At 62.6% G+C, this 15650-nt stretch carries 16 protein-coding genes; 10 read left to right on the forward strand and 6 right to left on the reverse strand.

The window, feature by feature from the left end:
- The first annotated feature begins 324 nt into the window (after positions 1 to 324).
- Positions 325 to 1062, forward strand: coding sequence for a hypothetical protein (locus ACWFUC_RS16275; protein ID WP_489625410.1), 738 nt, complete (start codon positions 325 to 327; stop codon positions 1060 to 1062).
- 46 nt (positions 1063 to 1108) lie between these two features.
- On the forward strand, positions 1109 to 2689 hold the full coding sequence (locus tag ACWFUC_RS16280) for a glycosyltransferase family protein (protein ID WP_489625411.1): 1581 nt from the start codon (positions 1109 to 1111) through the stop codon (positions 2687 to 2689).
- 73 nt (positions 2690 to 2762) lie between these two features.
- Here ACWFUC_RS16280 and smpB read toward each other — a convergent pair whose 3' ends face one another.
- Entirely contained in the window at positions 2763 to 3212 is a 450-nt protein-coding gene (smpB, locus tag ACWFUC_RS16285) for an SsrA-binding protein SmpB (RefSeq protein WP_088753876.1), read from the reverse strand.
- A 67-nt stretch (positions 3213 to 3279) separates the two neighbouring features.
- Here smpB and ACWFUC_RS16290 point away from each other — a divergent pair, with 67 nt between their 5' ends.
- The 7 genes from ACWFUC_RS16290 to ACWFUC_RS16320 all read left to right on the forward strand — a co-directional run bounded on the left by ACWFUC_RS16290 (position 3280) and on the right by ACWFUC_RS16320 (position 8875).
- Positions 3280 to 3711, forward strand: coding sequence for a type II toxin-antitoxin system RatA family toxin (locus tag ACWFUC_RS16290; protein WP_034336959.1), 432 nt, complete (start codon positions 3280 to 3282; stop codon positions 3709 to 3711).
- Positions 3704 to 4009 (forward strand): RnfH family protein, encoded by a 306-nt coding sequence (locus ACWFUC_RS16295; protein WP_039788241.1) that lies wholly within the window; start codon positions 3704 to 3706, stop codon positions 4007 to 4009. The genes ACWFUC_RS16290 and ACWFUC_RS16295 overlap by 8 nt, the downstream gene beginning before the upstream one ends.
- 132 nt (positions 4010 to 4141) lie before the next feature.
- Positions 4142 to 5611, forward strand: coding sequence for an IMP dehydrogenase (gene guaB / locus ACWFUC_RS16300; protein WP_489625412.1), 1470 nt, complete (start codon positions 4142 to 4144; stop codon positions 5609 to 5611).
- Positions 5612 to 5716: 105 nt separating this feature from the next.
- Entirely contained in the window at positions 5717 to 7309 is a 1593-nt protein-coding gene (gene guaA, locus ACWFUC_RS16305; protein ID WP_134222283.1) for a glutamine-hydrolyzing GMP synthase, read from the forward strand.
- An 80-nt stretch (positions 7310 to 7389) separates the two neighbouring features.
- The gene (locus tag ACWFUC_RS16310) at positions 7390 to 7686 is read left to right on the forward strand and encodes a DNA-binding protein (RefSeq protein WP_489625413.1); all 297 of its coding nucleotides are present in this window, start codon (positions 7390 to 7392) and stop codon (positions 7684 to 7686) included.
- 1 nt (position 7687) lies between these two features.
- Positions 7688 to 8011, forward strand: a complete 324-nt coding sequence (locus tag ACWFUC_RS16315; RefSeq protein WP_489625414.1) for a helix-turn-helix domain-containing protein — start codon at positions 7688 to 7690, stop codon at positions 8009 to 8011.
- 156 nt (positions 8012 to 8167) lie between these two features.
- Positions 8168 to 8875, forward strand: a complete 708-nt coding sequence (locus tag ACWFUC_RS16320; protein WP_489625415.1) for a hypothetical protein — start codon at positions 8168 to 8170, stop codon at positions 8873 to 8875.
- Between the two features lie 4 nt (positions 8876 to 8879).
- On the opposite strand, the gene nadB is transcribed toward ACWFUC_RS16320, so the two are convergent.
- Together nadB and purT are read right to left on the reverse strand one after the other, a co-directional pair.
- Positions 8880 to 10484, reverse strand: a complete 1605-nt coding sequence (gene nadB, locus ACWFUC_RS16325; RefSeq protein ID WP_121040032.1) for an L-aspartate oxidase — start codon at positions 10482 to 10484, stop codon at positions 8880 to 8882.
- Positions 10485 to 10653: 169 nt separating this feature from the next.
- The gene (purT, locus tag ACWFUC_RS16330) at positions 10654 to 11865 is read right to left on the reverse strand and encodes a formate-dependent phosphoribosylglycinamide formyltransferase (protein ID WP_489625416.1); all 1212 of its coding nucleotides are present in this window, start codon (positions 11863 to 11865) and stop codon (positions 10654 to 10656) included.
- 322 nt (positions 11866 to 12187) lie between these two features.
- On the opposite strand from purT, the gene ACWFUC_RS16335 reads away from it, so the two are divergent.
- Positions 12188 to 12442, forward strand: coding sequence for a hypothetical protein (locus tag ACWFUC_RS16335; protein WP_083859734.1), 255 nt, complete (start codon positions 12188 to 12190; stop codon positions 12440 to 12442).
- Between the two features lie 58 nt (positions 12443 to 12500).
- On the opposite strand, the gene ACWFUC_RS16340 is transcribed toward ACWFUC_RS16335, so the two are convergent.
- From ACWFUC_RS16340 to ACWFUC_RS16350, 3 genes are read right to left on the reverse strand one after another with little or no spacing between them, the layout of a single operon-like run.
- Positions 12501 to 12806 (reverse strand): AtuA-related protein, encoded by a 306-nt coding sequence (locus ACWFUC_RS16340; protein ID WP_034336919.1) that lies wholly within the window; start codon positions 12804 to 12806, stop codon positions 12501 to 12503.
- Position 12807: 1 nt separating this feature from the next.
- Entirely contained in the window at positions 12808 to 14163 is a 1356-nt protein-coding gene (locus ACWFUC_RS16345) for an acyclic terpene utilization AtuA family protein (protein ID WP_489625417.1), read from the reverse strand.
- 43 nt (positions 14164 to 14206) lie between these two features.
- The gene (locus ACWFUC_RS16350; RefSeq protein ID WP_489625418.1) at positions 14207 to 15508 is read right to left on the reverse strand and encodes a CitMHS family transporter; all 1302 of its coding nucleotides are present in this window, start codon (positions 15506 to 15508) and stop codon (positions 14207 to 14209) included.
- Positions 15509 to 15650: the final 142 nt, after the last annotated feature.

Consider the following 15650-nt stretch of genomic DNA (forward strand, 5'->3'; position numbering starts at 1 on the left):
TCGGCAGCCCGTAATATGCCGTAAAAGGTTTTGCAGAAGTGTTTCAGGCCTTCTTTACAATTGCATCTTTACATTCATTTACCGCGGCCGGCCGCTGCCTGCCAAAGTACGAGAACTCGCATTTTCTTGCTTTCCATTCATCAGTGCCTGACGGCAACCCGCACCGGGCCTGGCTGGGGCGCTGAGGCCGGACGAGCGCGCTTAACAAGACTTTACTCGGCTTTACGCAGCAGGCATCAACTTAACACGTCTTGATGACCGATACTTTTGGCATGTACAAGGGAGCGATGCATGGGGCATCGCGCACAATAAAAGGAGTCCGTCATGGCCATCAGCAGCGTGTCGTCCAGCAATTTCAGTCTTGCCGATCTGTCGGCGTTGTCTGCAACCAGCGGTTTTTCGACCAGCGCCACGCCGCGCATGGATGCGCCGCCACCGCCGCCGCCGCGTGGTGACAAGGGCGGGGGCCTCATCGGGGCGCTCAAGGATATCCTGTCCGCGCTGGGCGTCGATCTCGACAGCTCGGCCACCAGCGCCACTTCGGTCACGTCGGCTACCACCACTTCCTCCAGCAGCAGCATCTCGTCGGCCAACGTCGATTCCAAGCTCGATGCCTTCCTGCAGGAATTGATGGCGGCTCTGAAGGGCCAGAACAATCCGCCGCCGGGACCGCCCCCGGCCAGCTCCACGTCTTCCAACGACAGCAGCACCAGCAGCGTATCGGCCACCAGCGATACCAGCAGCACGAGCAGCAGCACCAGTTCGACCAGTACCGACACCACCGCACGCGCCTACACGCCGGGCGGCCGTCCGCCGCCACCGGGAGGAGGGCTGGAGGCGGATCTCCAGAGCCTCATTTCCAGCCTCTCCGGCAGCAGCAGCGGCACTGATGCAGGCTCAGGAGACGGCACCGTCTCCTCGCTGGAAAGTGCATTCAGCAACCTCCTCAGTTCCTTGGGCGCGTCGTCATCCACGACCTCGCTCTCGAGCTTCCTGCAAAGCCTGCAGAGCAAGCTGGCCGCAGGCAAGACCACTGGCAACCTGATCGATACCACGGCGTGACGGGAAGGGCCGTGCCCGGGCCGGCAGCCATGCTAAGCTGCCGGCCATGAATGCTCCCGACCCCGCCACCCTGGCTGGCATCATGGGCCTGATGTGCGAGGCCATCGCCCTGCGCGGTGCAGGCCAGCCTGCCGCCGCCCTGGCCGCTCTCGATCAGGCCCTGCGACTCGATGCCGGCTTCCTGCCCGTGCTCATGCAGCGTGCCAGCCTGTTGCAGGAAAACGGCGATCTTCCTGCCGCGGCCGCTGCCTACCAAGCCTGCCTCGATCTGCTGCCCGATTACGACGAAGCCCGTGTGGCGCATCGTGCCGTCTTGCTGCAATGGGCCGATGCGCTCCAAGCGCGGCTGCTGCAGGAGGGCGCAAGGCCTGTCGATCAGCGGGTGTTGCTGGCGCGCTTGTACCACCAGCTGGACCAACCCCATGCGGCCTTGTCCGCCATCGAACCTGCCCTCCCGCTGCCGGCGCTGGAGGACCAGGCCCTGCATGCCGATATCCTGCTGCGGCTGAATCGCCATGAAGAGGCCTTGCGCTGCTATCCCGACGACGCGGCCGAGGATGAGGCGCGCGCCCTGATCGCTTTCAATCGGGCCGACATCCTGCGTCGCATGGGCCGGATCGAAGCGGCTCAAGCCGGATATGAAGAAGCCTTGCGCTGGCATGCCGACTTTCCGCAAGCCCAGGTGGGGCGTGCACATATGTTGCTCACGCGCGGGGACTTCGCCGAAGGTTGGCGCGAACATGAAGCGCGCTTCCGGATTCCGGAATTGGCCCGGCGCGCCATCACCACGCCCAGTCCGTGCTGGCAGCACGGCGAGTCGCTCAGTGGCAAACACATCCTGCTGTGGTCTGAACAAGGGCAGGGCGATTGTCTGCAATTTGCTCGCTATCTGCCGCTGGTGGCAGCGCAGGCGGCACAGGTCACCCTGTGTGCCCCGGCGGGCTTGCTGGCAGTGCTCGTGCCGTCCTTTGCGCAGGTTCGCTGCGTGGCGCATGTCAGTGAAGCCGGTCCGCATGATTGTCACGCTTCCTTGCTCAGTCTTCCGTATTTGCTGGATCTGCCGCATCCGAGCCAGGCTCCGGCCGCGCCTTACCTGAATGTGGATCCGATTCGCCTTCAGCAATGGCAGCAGCGTCTGGCCGAGACAGCGGCGGCTTCACCGCGCCGTCCGCGCATCGGCCTGGCCTGGGCCGGTCGCCAGTACGCCACGCCGCATCCCAGCCGCGACGTGCCACTGGCCGAGTGGCTACCTTTGTTTGAGTTGCCGGTAGAGGTGGTCTGCCTGCAAGTCGAGATCCCGCTGGCCGATCAGGGCGTGCATCAGGAGCTGTCTGGCCGGCTCCGCACCTTCCCGCTGGCGGACTGGGCCGATTCGGCAGCGCTGGCCTGCGCGCTGGATCTGGTCATCAGCGTCGATACCGCCGTGGTGCACCTGGTCGGCGCGTTAGGCTTGCCGTGCTTCCTGCCGCAGCGGCTGGAGGGCGAGTGGCGCTGGGGCTTGCAGGGCGAGCAGACTGCCTGGTATACCTCGGTGAAGCTGTTCCGCCAGCAGCAGCGGGGGCAGTGGGGCAGTGTGGTGGAGGATATCGTCGCCGCTTGCCGTGAACGGTTTGAGGGTTGGGCGTAAGCGCGTTGCAAGCAGACATGAAAACGGCTGCACAAGGCAGCCGTGGTCGCAGTCAAGGAGAGGCAGGAAGGGATCAGCGGCGATGCTGCTTCATCGCCGTCTGGATTTCGCGCTGGGTGTCGCGCTGTTTTTCGGTCTCGCGCTTGTCGTGCTGCTTCTTGCCCTTGGCCAGGCCGATGTCGCATTTGACGCGGCCTTTGCTGTAGTGCAAGTTCAGTGGCACCAACGTGTAGCCGGAGCGTTCCACCTTGCCGATCAGCTTGCTGATCTCGGCGGCATTCAGGAGCAGCTTGCGGGTGCGGGTGGTTTCCGGATGCACGTGCGTGGAGGTGCTGGTCAGTGCACTGATGTGGCAGCCGAACAGGTAGACCTCGCCATTGCGCACGATCACGTAGGCTTCCTTGAGTTGCACGCGGCCGGCGCGGATCGATTTGACTTCCCAACCTTGCAAGACGAGGCCTGCTTCGAATCGCTCTTCGATGAAGTAATCGAAAAAGGCCTTTTTGTTATCAATAATGCTCATCTAAATAAAAATTCGTCTCGTCGGTTAAAATTGTGCCTTTGCGATTTTATCAAACGGATCACCCTCGATGGCAGTCGTACACAAAACCGTCCTGATCAACTATAGCGCGGAGCAGATGTTCAACCTGGTCGACAAGGTTGAGGATTACCCTGAATTCCTGCCCTGGTGTGGCGGTGTCGAGGTTTCCGAGCGCAGTGATGACAGCCTCACGGCCAAGATCAAGATCAATTATCACGGCCTCAAGCAATCCTTCAGCACCCAGAACACCAACGTGCGCCCGACCAGCATGACCATGCGCCTGGTGGAAGGCCCGTTCAAGCATTTCGAAGGCCGCTGGACCTTCAAGCCGCTGCGCGAGGATGCCTGCAAGATCGAATTCGACATGGAATATGAATTTTCCAGCCGCATCCTGGAAGGGGTGATCGGGCCGGTCTTCAGCATGATCGCCAACAGCTTCGTCGATTCCTTCTGCAAACGCGCCGAACAGATATATGGCTGAAGAGGCCTTTTTGCAAGTGCAGCTCTGCTACGCCGCGCCCGGCCTGCAGATCCTGCAGGACCTGCAGGTAGCCCCCGGCAGTACCATCCAGCAGGCCATTCTGGACAGCGGCCTGCTGCGCGAGCAGCCGGCCATCGACCTGTCGGTGTGCAAGGTCGGCATCTTCGGCAAGATCAAAACGCTCGACACGGTGCTGCGCGCACGCGACCGCATTGAGATCTACCGGCCGCTGATTGCGGACCCCAAGCAGTCGCGCCGCCGCCGCGCCGCGCACCGGGAGCAAGCGGACCGCCCTTGAACGGTGCTGTTGCCCGGCCCGGAATCCCAGCCTTCCGGCATTTTTACGACGCCCGGAGGGAGAAACGCAAGTAGAGCAAGACGCGCGTTCAGCTTTTCTGTATAATTCGGTTTTGCGCCTATAGGAAACACTATGCGTCTTCTCCAAAAAGCACTCACGTTCGATGATGTGCTGCTCGTTCCGGCCTTCTCGGACATCCTCCCCAAAGACACTTCCCTGACCACGCGCCTGACGCGCAACATCTCGCTGAACATTCCGCTGGTCTCCGCGGCAATGGATACAGTGACTGAATCCCGCCTGGCCATTGCCATGGCGCAAGAGGGCGGCATCGGCATCATCCACAAGAACCTGACGCCCAAGGAACAGGCGCGCGAGGTTTCCAAGGTCAAGCGTTTCGAGTCCGGCGTGGTCCGTGACCCGATCACCATCCCCCCCACCATGAAGATCCGTGACGTCATCGCGCTGTCCAAGCAGCATGGCATTTCCGGCTTCCCGGTGGTGGAAGGCAAGGCGCTGGTCGGCATCATCACCAACCGCGACCTGCGCTTTGAAGAAGAACTGGACGCAGAAGTCCGCGCCAAGATGACCCCGCGCGACAAGCTGGTCTACGTCAAGGAAAACGGCTCCAGCGCCGATCCGGAAGAAGCCAAGCGTCTGATGAACAAGCACCGCCTGGAGCGCGTGATGGTGGTCAACGATGCGTTTGAGCTGCGCGGCCTGATCACCGTCAAGGACATCGAAAAATCCACCGAACACCCCTTCGCCTGCAAGGACGAACACGGCAAGCTGCGCGTGGGTGCCGCCGTCGGCGTCGGCCCGGACAATGACGAGCGCATCGAGCTGCTGGTCGCCGCTGGCGTGGACGTGATCGTGGTCGACACCGCCCACGGCCACTCCGCTGGCGTGCTCAACCGCGTCAAGTGGGTCAAGACCCGCTACCCGCACGTCGAAGTCATCGGCGGCAACATCGCTACCGCCGCTGCCGCCAAGGCTCTGGTGGAACATGGCGCGGATGCTGTCAAGGTCGGTATCGGCCCCGGCTCCATCTGCACCACCCGTATCGTCGCCGGCGTCGGCGTGCCGCAGATCTCGGCCATCGCCAACGTCGCTGAAGCCCTCAAGGGTACTGGCGTTCCGGTGATCGCCGACGGCGGTATCCGTTTCTCGGGCGACGTCGCCAAGGCGCTGGCCGCCGGCGCTTCGGCCGTGATGATGGGCAGCATGTTCGCCGGTACCGAAGAAGCCCCGGGCGAAGTGATCCTGTACCAGGGCCGCAGCTACAAGTCGTATCGCGGCATGGGTTCGCTGGGTGCGATGGCTGACGGTTCGGCCGACCGCTACTTCCAGGACGGCGACAACACCGCAGACAAGTTCGTGCCGGAAGGCATCGAAGGCCGCGTTGCCTACAAGGGCTCCGTGGTTGCGATCCTGTATCAGCTGGTGGGCGGCGTGCGCTCCTCCATGGGTTACTGCGGTTGTGCCTCCATCGACGACTTCCGCGAGCGCGCCGAGTTTGTCGAGATTACCGCGGCCGGCATGCGTGAATCGCATGTCCACGACGTGCAGATCACCAAGGAAGCCCCGAACTACCGCGCCGAGTAATTTTCGATGCGGCCACAGCCCGACAGTCCACCGGCCTTGTGCCAGGCTGTCGGGCTGTTGATCTTTTCAGAAGTCCATTTTTAACGTAGCCAGACCTCACTGCCCATGTCCACGCATTCGCATTCGAAAATCCTGATCCTCGACTTCGGTTCCCAGGTGACCCAGCTCATCGCTCGCCGCGTGCGCGAAGCCGGTGTGTTTTCCGAGGTATTCCCGCATGACGTGACCGACGAGTTCGTGCGCAACTACGGCGCGGCCGGCGTCATCCTCTCCGGCGGCCCCAACAGCGTCACCGAAGGCGACACGCCGCGTGCCCCGCAAGCGGTCTTCGAACTGGGCGTGCCGGTGCTGGGCATCTGCTACGGCATGCAGACCATGGCCGAACAACTGGGCGGCAAGGTCGAGAACGGCCACCTGCGTGAATTCGGTTACGCTGAAGTGCGCGCGCACGGCCACACCAAGCTGCTGGACAACATCAGCGACTTCACCAATGCGCAAGGCCACGGCATGCTGAAGGTGTGGATGAGCCACGGTGACAAGGTCAACGAACTGCCCGCCGGCTTCAAGCTCATGGCCTCCACGGGCAACTGCCCGATCGCCGGCATGGCCGACGAAGAGCGTCGTTTCTACGGTGTGCAGTTCCACCCGGAAGTGACTCATACGGTGCAGGGCAAGGCCATGCTGGGCCGCTTCGTGCACGAGATCTGCGGCTGCCAGTCGGACTGGAACATGCCGGACTACATCGCCGAAGCCGTCGAGATGATCCGCCAGCAAGTGGGCAGCGATGAAGTCATCCTGGGCCTGTCGGGCGGTGTCGACAGCAGCGTGGCGGCAGCGCTGATCCATCGCGCCATCGGTGACCAGCTGACCTGTGTGTTCGTCGACCACGGCCTGCTGCGCCTGGACGAAGGCAAGATGGTCATGGAAATGTTTGCCAAGAACCTGGGTGTGAAGGTGATCCATGTGGACGCCACTGCGCAGTTCATGGGCCATCTGGCGGGCGTGACCGATCCCGAAGCCAAGCGCAAGATCATCGGCCGCGAATTCGTGGAAGTGTTCCAGGCCGAATCGGCCAAGCTGACCAGCGCCAAGTGGCTGGCCCAAGGCACGATTTATCCGGACGTGATCGAAAGCGCCGGCAAGGGCAAGAAGACCGCCCACACCATCAAGAGCCACCACAACGTCGGCGGCCTGCCGGAAACGCTGAACCTGAAGCTGCTGGAGCCGCTGCGCGAACTGTTCAAGGACGAAGTGCGCGAACTGGGCGTGGCGCTGGGCCTGCCGCCGGAGATGGTGTATCGCCATCCGTTCCCGGGTCCTGGACTGGGTGTGCGTATCTTGGGTGAAGTGAAGAAAGAGTACGCCGACCTGCTGCGCCGTGCGGATGCGATCTTCATCGAAGAACTGCGCAATACGAAGGATGACGATGGTCAAAGCTGGTACGAGAAGACCAGCCAAGCGTTTGCCGTGTTCCTGCCGGTGAAGTCGGTGGGCGTCATGGGTGATGGCCGTACCTACGAATACGTGGTGGCCTTGCGTGCGGTGCAGACGCAGGACTTCATGACGGCGCACTGGGCGCACCTGCCGCATGAGCTGCTGGGACGCGTGTCCAATCGCATCATCAACGAGGTGCGTGGCTTGAACCGGGTGGTTTATGACATTTCGGGGAAGCCGCCGGCGACCATTGAGTGGGAGTGATCCTGCGCCTGTCGTTGACGAAGAGGGGATCTCGGTCTGCATGGATTGACTAAGTACGGGTATCCCGTATAATTCGATCCATGCGCACCGTGATCGAAACTCCGACCTTCCAGAAGCAGGCCGAGAAGCTGTGGTCAGAGGATGAGCGACTGGCCTTCATCGGTTGGATTGCTTTGAACCCGCTGGTCGGGGATGTGATCCCAGGTGCTGATGGTGCACGCAAAGTTCGCTGGAGCCGTTCGGGATCAGGCAAGTCAAGCGGCGCGCGGGTGATCTACTTCAACCTGACGGAGCAGGAAGTGGTGTTGCTGGTGGCGGCTTATGCGAAAGCCGAACGCTCCAACATGCTTTCCGCTGACATCAAGAAGGTGGTGTGACATGGGCATCAGGAAAATCGACGTTGAGAAGGTGGCAAAGGCTGTTGAGGCCGATGTTGGTGAGGCTCTTCCCGATCTGCGGCAAGCACTTGCAGAGGCGAAGGCAGGGGTTGGGCGTGTCACAACCCCGGAGCAGATCATCGTGCGTCAGGCACGGGAGAAATCCGGGCTGACGCAAGCTGCTTTTGCCGAGCGCATCGAAACCCCGGTAGCGACATTGCGCGATTGGGAACAAGGACGGTTCGCGCCACCAGGAGGGGTGCTATGCCTGCTACGGCTGATCATCAAGCACCCCGAGCTGTCCGAAGAGTTGAGCGTCGTATGAAGTTTCTTAAACCTGACCACCCTGAAAAAACCCGCTGAAGGCGGGTTTTTTCATATCCGGAGGGCGACCGTGGCGCGCTATCATTGGCTTCGCCCCATTGCTCCGCTGTTTCGGGCAAAGGCCTGGCCTTGAATCTTCATATCGCCCCTGAACCTCATGCCCTCACCGCAAATCCACTTCCGCTGCGATCCTGCGCTGATTGACCATCTCCCACGCCCCCGGTTGGCCCGCGAGCTGATTCCCGACTGGATCCGCGGCATGCCGGCCAAGGCCTTCTCCGCGCTGCATGACCGCGATATCCGTACCGTCAAGCAATGCCCGCCCTTCATCGATGCGATGGCCCATGGCTTCATGATCCTGCTGCCCTGCGACGTGCACGTGGACAAAGGCAGCTTCAGTTGGGATTGGGAAGCCCCGGCGACCACCGTGGAGGGCCATCCGCGCGCACCATTGAGTTTTCATCCGCCCGCGCAGGTCACCGGTACACCGTTCGAACAAGGCGATGCGCTGGTGCTGAAGTTCAACAGCTTCTGGACCATCGAACTGGAACCTGGCTGGTCACTCTTTGCGACGCATCCGGTGAATCGCCACGACCTGCCGTTCCGGCTGCTCTCAGGACTGGTGGATGCGGACCAGTTCCATGACGCCGGTATCAATTTCCCTGCCGTCTGGACCGATGAAGAGTTTGTCGGCGTACTGCCCAAAGGCATGCCGGTCGCGCAATGCATGCCCGTGCCGCGCGAACGGCCCGTACTGCACTTCGATACCCTGGAAGGGGAGGCCGCCACCCGCTACAGCCAGACCGTCGCCGACGTGCTGGCCGCCCCCAACGTCTACCGCAAACAATACCGCCAGCGCAAATAGCCGCTTACGGGCGTCCCGGCAGGATGGTCGGTGTGGCGCGGGGCAGGGTGCGTGGATAGTCCTGGCTGAAGTGGAGGCCGCGGCTTTCCTTGCGCATCAGGGCGCTGGAAACGATCAACTGCGCCACATCCACCAGGTTGCGCAGCTCCAGCAGATCGCGCGAGATGCGGAAGTTGGCGTAGTACTCGTCGATCTCTTCCTTGAGCAGGCGGATACGGTGCTGGGCGCGTTCGAGACGCTTGTCGGTGCGCACGATGCTGACGTAATTCCACATGAAGCGGCGCAGCTCGTCCCAGTTGTGGGCGATCACCACTTCCTCGTCGGCATCGCTGACGCGGCTTTCATCCCATTGCGGTACCTCGGCGATGCGCCAGGTGCCCGCGGACAACTCCCGTTCGATATCTTCGGCCGCCGAGCGGCCCAGCACCAGGCATTCCAGCAGCGAATTGCTGGCCAGGCGATTGGCGCCATGCAGCCCGGTATAGGCCGTCTCGCCGACCGCATACAAGCCTGGCAGGTCGGTGCGGCCGGCCATGTCGGTCACCACGCCGCCGCAGGTGTAGTGCGCTGCCGGCACCACCGGGATGGGCTGGCGCGTGATGTCGATGCCGAACTCCAGGCAGCGCGCCTGGATGGTCGGGAAGTGCTCGGCGATGAAGGCCGGGCTTTGATGACTGATGTCCAGGTCGACATGGTCCAGCCCGCGTTTTTTCATCTCGAAATCGATGGCACGCGCCACGATGTCGCGCGGCGCCAGCTCGGCACGCTCGTCGTGTTCCGGCATGAAACGCTGGCCCGCCAGAGCACCCGCCGAAGCCGGCAGCTTGAGCAAGGCCCCTTCGCCGCGCAAGGCCTCGCTGATGAGGAAGGATTTTGCGTAAGGGTGATACAGGCAAGTCGGATGGAACTGGATGAATTCCATGTTGGCCACCCGGCAGCCGGCGCGCCAGGCCATGGCGATGCCGTCGCCGGTGGCTGAATCGGGATTGGAAGTGTAGAGATACACCTTGCCGGCCCCGCCCGTGGCCAGCACCGTGCGGCCGGCCGCAATGGCCAGCACGCGGCCGCTGGCGGTGTCCTGGACATGCACGCCCAGGCAGCGCGGTTCGGCCTTGGGATCGAGCTTGCGCGCATGGATCAGGTCGATGGCGCAGTGATGCTCCAGCAGCGTGATGTTGGGGTGGGCCCGCACGCGCTGCTCCAGCGTCACCTGGACGGCGTGGCCGGTGGCATCAGCGGCGTGGATGATGCGGCGCTGGCTGTGGCCACCTTCGCGGGTGAGGTGATAGCCCAGCTCGGCGCTGTCGTCGCGGGTGAAGGGCACGCCCTGCGCGATCAGCCATTCGATGGCCTCGCGGCCGTGTTCGACGATGTAGCGGGTGGCACTTTCATCGCACAGGCCGGCACCGGCCACCAGCGTATCGTCGATATGCTGGGCGTGGCTGTCGCCCGAATCGAGCACGGCAGCAATGCCGCCTTGTGCCCAGTTGCTGGCCCCGTCCAGCAGCTCGCCCTTGGAAACGACCACCACCTGGTACTTCTCTGCCAGATGGAGGGCCACGGAAAGACCGGCCAGACCGCTGCCGAGGATGGCGACATCACACTTCATGATCGTGAGCAAAGCTGCTGTTGTGGAGGGAGACGGTGATTATAGCGGCATGCCGCGGGCATATCGTTTATATCGTTTCTGGCTCCCCGGCGAGGTATTTGCCCGCATAAAACAAAACGGGCGCCGATTTTCGTCGGGGCCCGTTCACGTCATGCGACTGAGCGCAAGATCACTGCGGAATGACCGGTTTGACCTTGGCCGCAGCCTGCTTGGCGCGGATACGTGCGGTTTCGACGCTGTCACCGGAAGCCAGCGCCACGCCCATGCGGCGGCGGGCGAAGGATTCCGGCTTGCCGAACAGGCGAATGTCGGCACCCGGGATGCGCAGCGCTTCAGCCACGCCATCGAAGGCGATGCCCCGGGCGTCATGCTGGCCGTAGATCACGGCGGAGGCACCGGGGCTCCTGAGGGCGGTATTGACCGGCAGGCCGAGGATGGCCTTGGCATGCAGTTCGAATTCGCTCTGCACCTGGCTGACCATGGTGACCATGCCGGTGTCATGCGGACGCGGGCTGACTTCGGAGAACCAGACCATGTCGCCCTTGACGAACAGTTCCACGCCGAACAGACCCAGGCCGCCGAGGTTCTCGGTGACCTTGCGGGCGATGTCGCGGGCCTTTTCCAGCGCGGCGTTGGGCATGGGGTGCGGCTGCCACGACTCGACGTAGTCGCCCTTGACCTGGACGTGGCCGATGGGGTCGCAGAAGCTGGTGATGGTGTCGCCGTTTTCGTTGAGCGAGCGCACCGTCAGCAGGGTGATTTCATAGTCGAAGTCGATGAAGCCTTCGACGATCACGCGGCCGGAGTCGACGCGGCCACCGGCGGCGGCGTAGTTCCAGGCGGCTTCGATTTCATCGGGGCCGTCGATCTTGGACTGGCCCTTGCCGGAAGACGACATGACCGGCTTGATCACGCAGGGGAAGCCGATCTGGTCAATGGCCGCCTTGAGTTCGTCCAGGCTGTCGGCAAAGCGGTAGGGCGAGGTTGCCAGGCCCAGGGTTTCACCGGCCAGGCGGCGGATGCCTTCGCGGTTCATGGTCAGCCAGGCAGCGCGCGCGGTCGGGATCACGCGGGCACGGCCGACTTCTTCCAGCTTGACCAGGGTCTCGGTGGCAATGGCCTCGATTTCGGGCACGATCAGGTCGGGCTGCTCCTGCTCGATCAGTGCGGCAAGGGCGGCACCGTCGGTCATGTTGATCACGTGAGCGCGATGGGCGACCTGCTGGCCAGGGGCGTTCTCATAACGGTCAACGGCAATGACTTCCACGCCCAAGCGTTGCAGGGCGATGATGACTTCCTTGCCGAGTTCGCCGGAGCCCAGCAGCATGACTTTGGTGGCGGAAGGAGACAGAGGAGTGCCGATTCGGATTGGTTTTTTCATATCGGGGGGAGTGTGTCAGCGGGGGGCGCTGATGCAGTGCGAGAATCAATCACGGGCGGACGATACCAAATCTTGCAGGGTTTGGACAGTCGCAATATGCCTAGTTCTGACAAGAAGTATCGGCGAAAAATTGCTTATTTTTCCTTTGGGAAATGAATTTTGACTACGGTACCGACGCGGATCGAATAACGTCGGTCTTTTCTCGCGTTTTTGCAGTGAATGAGCGCAACCGAGCACGTTTCCTACGAGACGGGACTTTGGCGCTGGACGAGTTTGAATTGTTGCGCCAAATTCGGCGATCTCAACATAAAAGCGAACATCCATGTCCAAGACAGATCAACCGCCATTTCTTTCGAGCAAATCTTTGGCGCCTAGCTTGCGCGCTGCCCTGCAGCCATACAGCCCTGAAGCAGAGGTCCCTGAATTAGTGAACGGTGTGGCGGAGCCTGGCGGTCATCTGCGAATGGGCGACGCGCTCTGCCAGATGAATCGAGAGCATGGCCTCATCAATGAGGATGTGAGCGCGCTGGAGGACCTTCTTGATCGCAGTCCTGCCGAGCCGATCCGGTTCGAATGATCGCACCCGTATTCATGGAGGCTGCGAGCCTTTGACACCGCCTGCAAGGGCGACTTGGTCAGTAGTCCAGCTCCAAGTCCAGCATCACCCCCGACAACGCCTTCCCATGCGCATCCAGCGCCAGTGACCGGGTAACCCCTCCGCCCAGCGCGCGTTGCATCACGAAGTTGAGTGCCCCCAGATGCGGCAGCGCGTGGCGCACCACTTCCCCATGGACCACGCCGGCAAAATGCGCACGCACCCGCTCGGCCGTCAGGGTGCGCTCCAGCAGCGCATAGTCCTCCTGCCGATAGGCGATTACGGAGATATTCGATATGTCGCCTTTGTCTCCGGCGCGCGAATGAGCAATTTCTCTGAGCAGCATCTCAGGCCTCCTCGATGAAAACGGATGGATGCACCAGCGTGCGTGGCAGCAGCAGCGAAAGCACGGCGATGACTTCGCGGGCCGACTTGGTGGCGCCGCCGCCACCGGCCGGGCCGTTGGTATAAAGCGTCTCGACTTCATTGCCGATGCGGACCGCCTCTTTCATGCTGGCCGTGCGGCCGGTCACACGCAGGCGGACTTCGTGCGGCTCGGGCGCTTGCGCCGACATCTGTTCACCGGCAATGGCATTGATGCCGATCAGGTCCACGCGCAGTTCTTCAGTCTGCACGCCGGTCATCGCCAGCCGCTCGCGCACGATCTCGCCGGCCAGTTGCGCACGCGCTTGCGCGCCCGGCCCGGCATACGAAATCTGGCCTTCGCCAATGAAACTGTCGCGGTAGCCCAGCGTGGTCTTGAGCGTCTGCGGTCGCGCACGGCCGCGGCCGCCGGTGACGGCGACGCGGTCCGGCCCGACTTCTTCGATGCGGACTTGCGAGAAATCGGCAATCACATCAGGCGTGAAGTAGGCGCTCGGATCATGGATTTCATAGAGCAATTGCTCCTTGCAGGTACGCGCCGTGACTTGTCCTCCGGAGCCGGCCACTTTTGTAATGACTGCACTGCCATCGGCTTTTACTTCACCAATGGGAAACCCCAGCCGCGCCAGTCCGGCCACGTCCTTCTTGCCGGGATCAGCAAAATAGCCACCGGTAATCTGTCCTGCGCACTCCAGCAGGTGGCCGATGAGGGTGCCCTGGCCGAGCTTGTCCCAGTCATCGGCGGCCCAGCCGAATTCGTGTACCAGAGGCGCCAGCACCAGCGCAGGGTCGGCCACGCGGCCGGTGATGATGACCTGGGCCCCGGCCTGCAGGGCTTCGACGATGGGGGCGATGCCCAGATAGGCATTGGCCGAGATGAGGCGGCTACCGAGGGAAGCGACCGGCTGGCCATTGTCCTCGATGCGCCATTCGTCCTGCTGCACGGCCTCCAGCACGTCGTCTCCTGCCACGGCTGCTACCTTCAGTCCGCTCAGTCCCAGTTCACGCGCGATTTCGCGCACGCGTTGCGCCGCCGCCAGCGGGTTGGCCGCGCCCATATTGGTGATGAGGCGGATGCCTTGGGTGGCACAGGTCTTGAGCACAGCATGCATGCGTTCGGCCAGCAGCGGGTCGTAACCCTTGCTCGGGTCTGCCAGCCGCGCTTGCTGGCCGATGGCGATGGTGCGCTCGGCCAGGCATTCGAAGATCAGGTAATCCAGCTGGCCGTGTTCGGCCAGTTCGGCGGCCGGCTCGATGCGGTCGCCTGAATAGCCGGCACCGGCGCCGATGCGCACGGTGCGTTGTGGATCTTGGGTCATGCGCTTCTCCAAAACAGGGTGTTGCACTTCCAGTGGCCCGCGCTCAGAACAGCGGGAACAGCCCCAGTACTACGCAGGCGATGGTCATCACCACGGAGGCACCGAAGAGGAAGGGAATGGTGTATTTCTGGTGGTCCGCCAGTTCGATCCCGGCCAGGCCGCACACCAGGAAGGTCGCGGGCGTGAGCGGGCTGACCGGGAAACCGGTCGTCATCTGGCCCAACAGCGCTGCCTGGGCCACCTGGATGGTCGGTACGCCCAGCATGTGGCTGACCTCGGCGATCACCGGCAGCACGCCGAAGTAGAAGGAATCGGGATCGAATAGCAGCGACAGCGGCATCGACAGCACCCCCAGCACCACCGGGATATGGCCGGCCATCTCGGGCGGCACGAACCCGACGGCAGTCTTGGCCATGGCCGAGAGCATGCCTGACTTGGTCATGATGCCGGTGAACACGCCCGCCGCAAAAAGGATGCTGGCCATCAGCAGGGCCGCCTTGGCGTGGGCGTCGATGCGCTCGCGCTGCATGGCGACGTCACGGTAGTTGATCATCAGCGCCAGCACCACGCCGATCATGAACATCACCACCGGATCGACCTTGCCGCTGATCATCACGCCCAGCACGAAGACCGTCAGCACGATGTTGGCCCAGAAATTCTGCGGGCGACGGATCTTCAGTTGCGCCTCGCTCAGTTCATGCTGCTGCACGAAATCGACGCTCGATCCCTTGCCCAGCCCGAGCCGGCGCTCTTCCTTCAGGCCCAGCAGATACGAGGCGATGAATACGAAGGCCAAGCCCACCAGTTGCACCGGCACCAGCGGCGTGAAGATGTCCGAGACCGGGATGTGCAGCGCCGCCGAGGCGCGGATCATGGGCCCGGTCCACGGCAGGAAATTCACGCCTGCCGCCATCGAGGCCACGCAGGCCAGGATGCGCTTGTCGATGCCCAGCCGCGTGTACAGCGGCAGCATGGCGGGGATGGTGATGAGGAAGGTCACCGCACCCGAACCATCCAGGTGGATCAGCAGCGCCAGCAGCGCCGTGCCCGGCACGATGCGGGTGGGGCGGCTGCCTACGGTCTTGAGGATGCGGCTGATGATCGGGTCCAGCATGCCGGCATCGGTCACGATGCCGAAGAACAGGATCGCAAAGACGAACATGCCGGCCACTGGGGCAATGGCGGTCACGCCCTGCACGATGAACTTGGAGGTCTGCAATCCGAAACCGCCGATCAACGCGGCAATGATGGGGATGGCGATCAGCGCCACCAGGGGCGACATCCTCTTGGTGAGGATGGCCGTGAACAAGGATACGATCGTGACAAAGCCGAGCAGGGCCAACATGCGTGTCTCCGGTTTTTTTGATGTGATGTTCTTGTCGTGTCAGCACATCCGGTACCGGTTCGTTCTTTTTTGTGCTTCAGCTTCTGTACATGATTCCGTACAGGGTGCGCGGATGTGAGCAGGGCGAGTGTAGGTGGCGGCT

The sequence above is a fragment of the Herbaspirillum sp. Her4 genome, from assembly GCF_057961335.1.

Coding starts and splice junctions, on each gene's coding strand:
- ACWFUC_RS16275 (WP_489625410.1), top strand. CDS start 325: ATGGCCATCAGCAGCGTGTCGTCCAGCAATTTCAGTCTTGCCGATCTG.
- ACWFUC_RS16280 (WP_489625411.1), top strand. CDS start 1,109: ATGAATGCTCCCGACCCCGCCACCCTGGCTGGCATCATGGGCCTGATG.
- smpB (WP_088753876.1), bottom strand. CDS start 3,212: ATGAGCATTATTGATAACAAAAAGGCCTTTTTCGATTACTTCATCGAA.
- ACWFUC_RS16290 (WP_034336959.1), top strand. CDS start 3,280: ATGGCAGTCGTACACAAAACCGTCCTGATCAACTATAGCGCGGAGCAG.
- ACWFUC_RS16295 (WP_039788241.1), top strand. CDS start 3,704: ATGGCTGAAGAGGCCTTTTTGCAAGTGCAGCTCTGCTACGCCGCGCCC.
- guaB (WP_489625412.1), top strand. CDS start 4,142: ATGCGTCTTCTCCAAAAAGCACTCACGTTCGATGATGTGCTGCTCGTT.
- guaA (WP_134222283.1), top strand. CDS start 5,717: ATGTCCACGCATTCGCATTCGAAAATCCTGATCCTCGACTTCGGTTCC.
- ACWFUC_RS16310 (WP_489625413.1), top strand. CDS start 7,390: ATGCGCACCGTGATCGAAACTCCGACCTTCCAGAAGCAGGCCGAGAAG.
- ACWFUC_RS16315 (WP_489625414.1), top strand. CDS start 7,688: ATGGGCATCAGGAAAATCGACGTTGAGAAGGTGGCAAAGGCTGTTGAG.
- ACWFUC_RS16320 (WP_489625415.1), top strand. CDS start 8,168: ATGCCCTCACCGCAAATCCACTTCCGCTGCGATCCTGCGCTGATTGAC.
- nadB (WP_121040032.1), bottom strand. CDS start 10,484: ATGAAGTGTGATGTCGCCATCCTCGGCAGCGGTCTGGCCGGTCTTTCC.
- purT (WP_489625416.1), bottom strand. CDS start 11,865: ATGAAAAAACCAATCCGAATCGGCACTCCTCTGTCTCCTTCCGCCACC.
- ACWFUC_RS16335 (WP_083859734.1), top strand. CDS start 12,188: ATGTCCAAGACAGATCAACCGCCATTTCTTTCGAGCAAATCTTTGGCG.
- ACWFUC_RS16340 (WP_034336919.1), bottom strand. CDS start 12,806: ATGCTGCTCAGAGAAATTGCTCATTCGCGCGCCGGAGACAAAGGCGAC.
- ACWFUC_RS16345 (WP_489625417.1), bottom strand. CDS start 14,163: ATGACCCAAGATCCACAACGCACCGTGCGCATCGGCGCCGGTGCCGGC.
- ACWFUC_RS16350 (WP_489625418.1), bottom strand. CDS start 15,508: ATGTTGGCCCTGCTCGGCTTTGTCACGATCGTATCCTTGTTCACGGCC.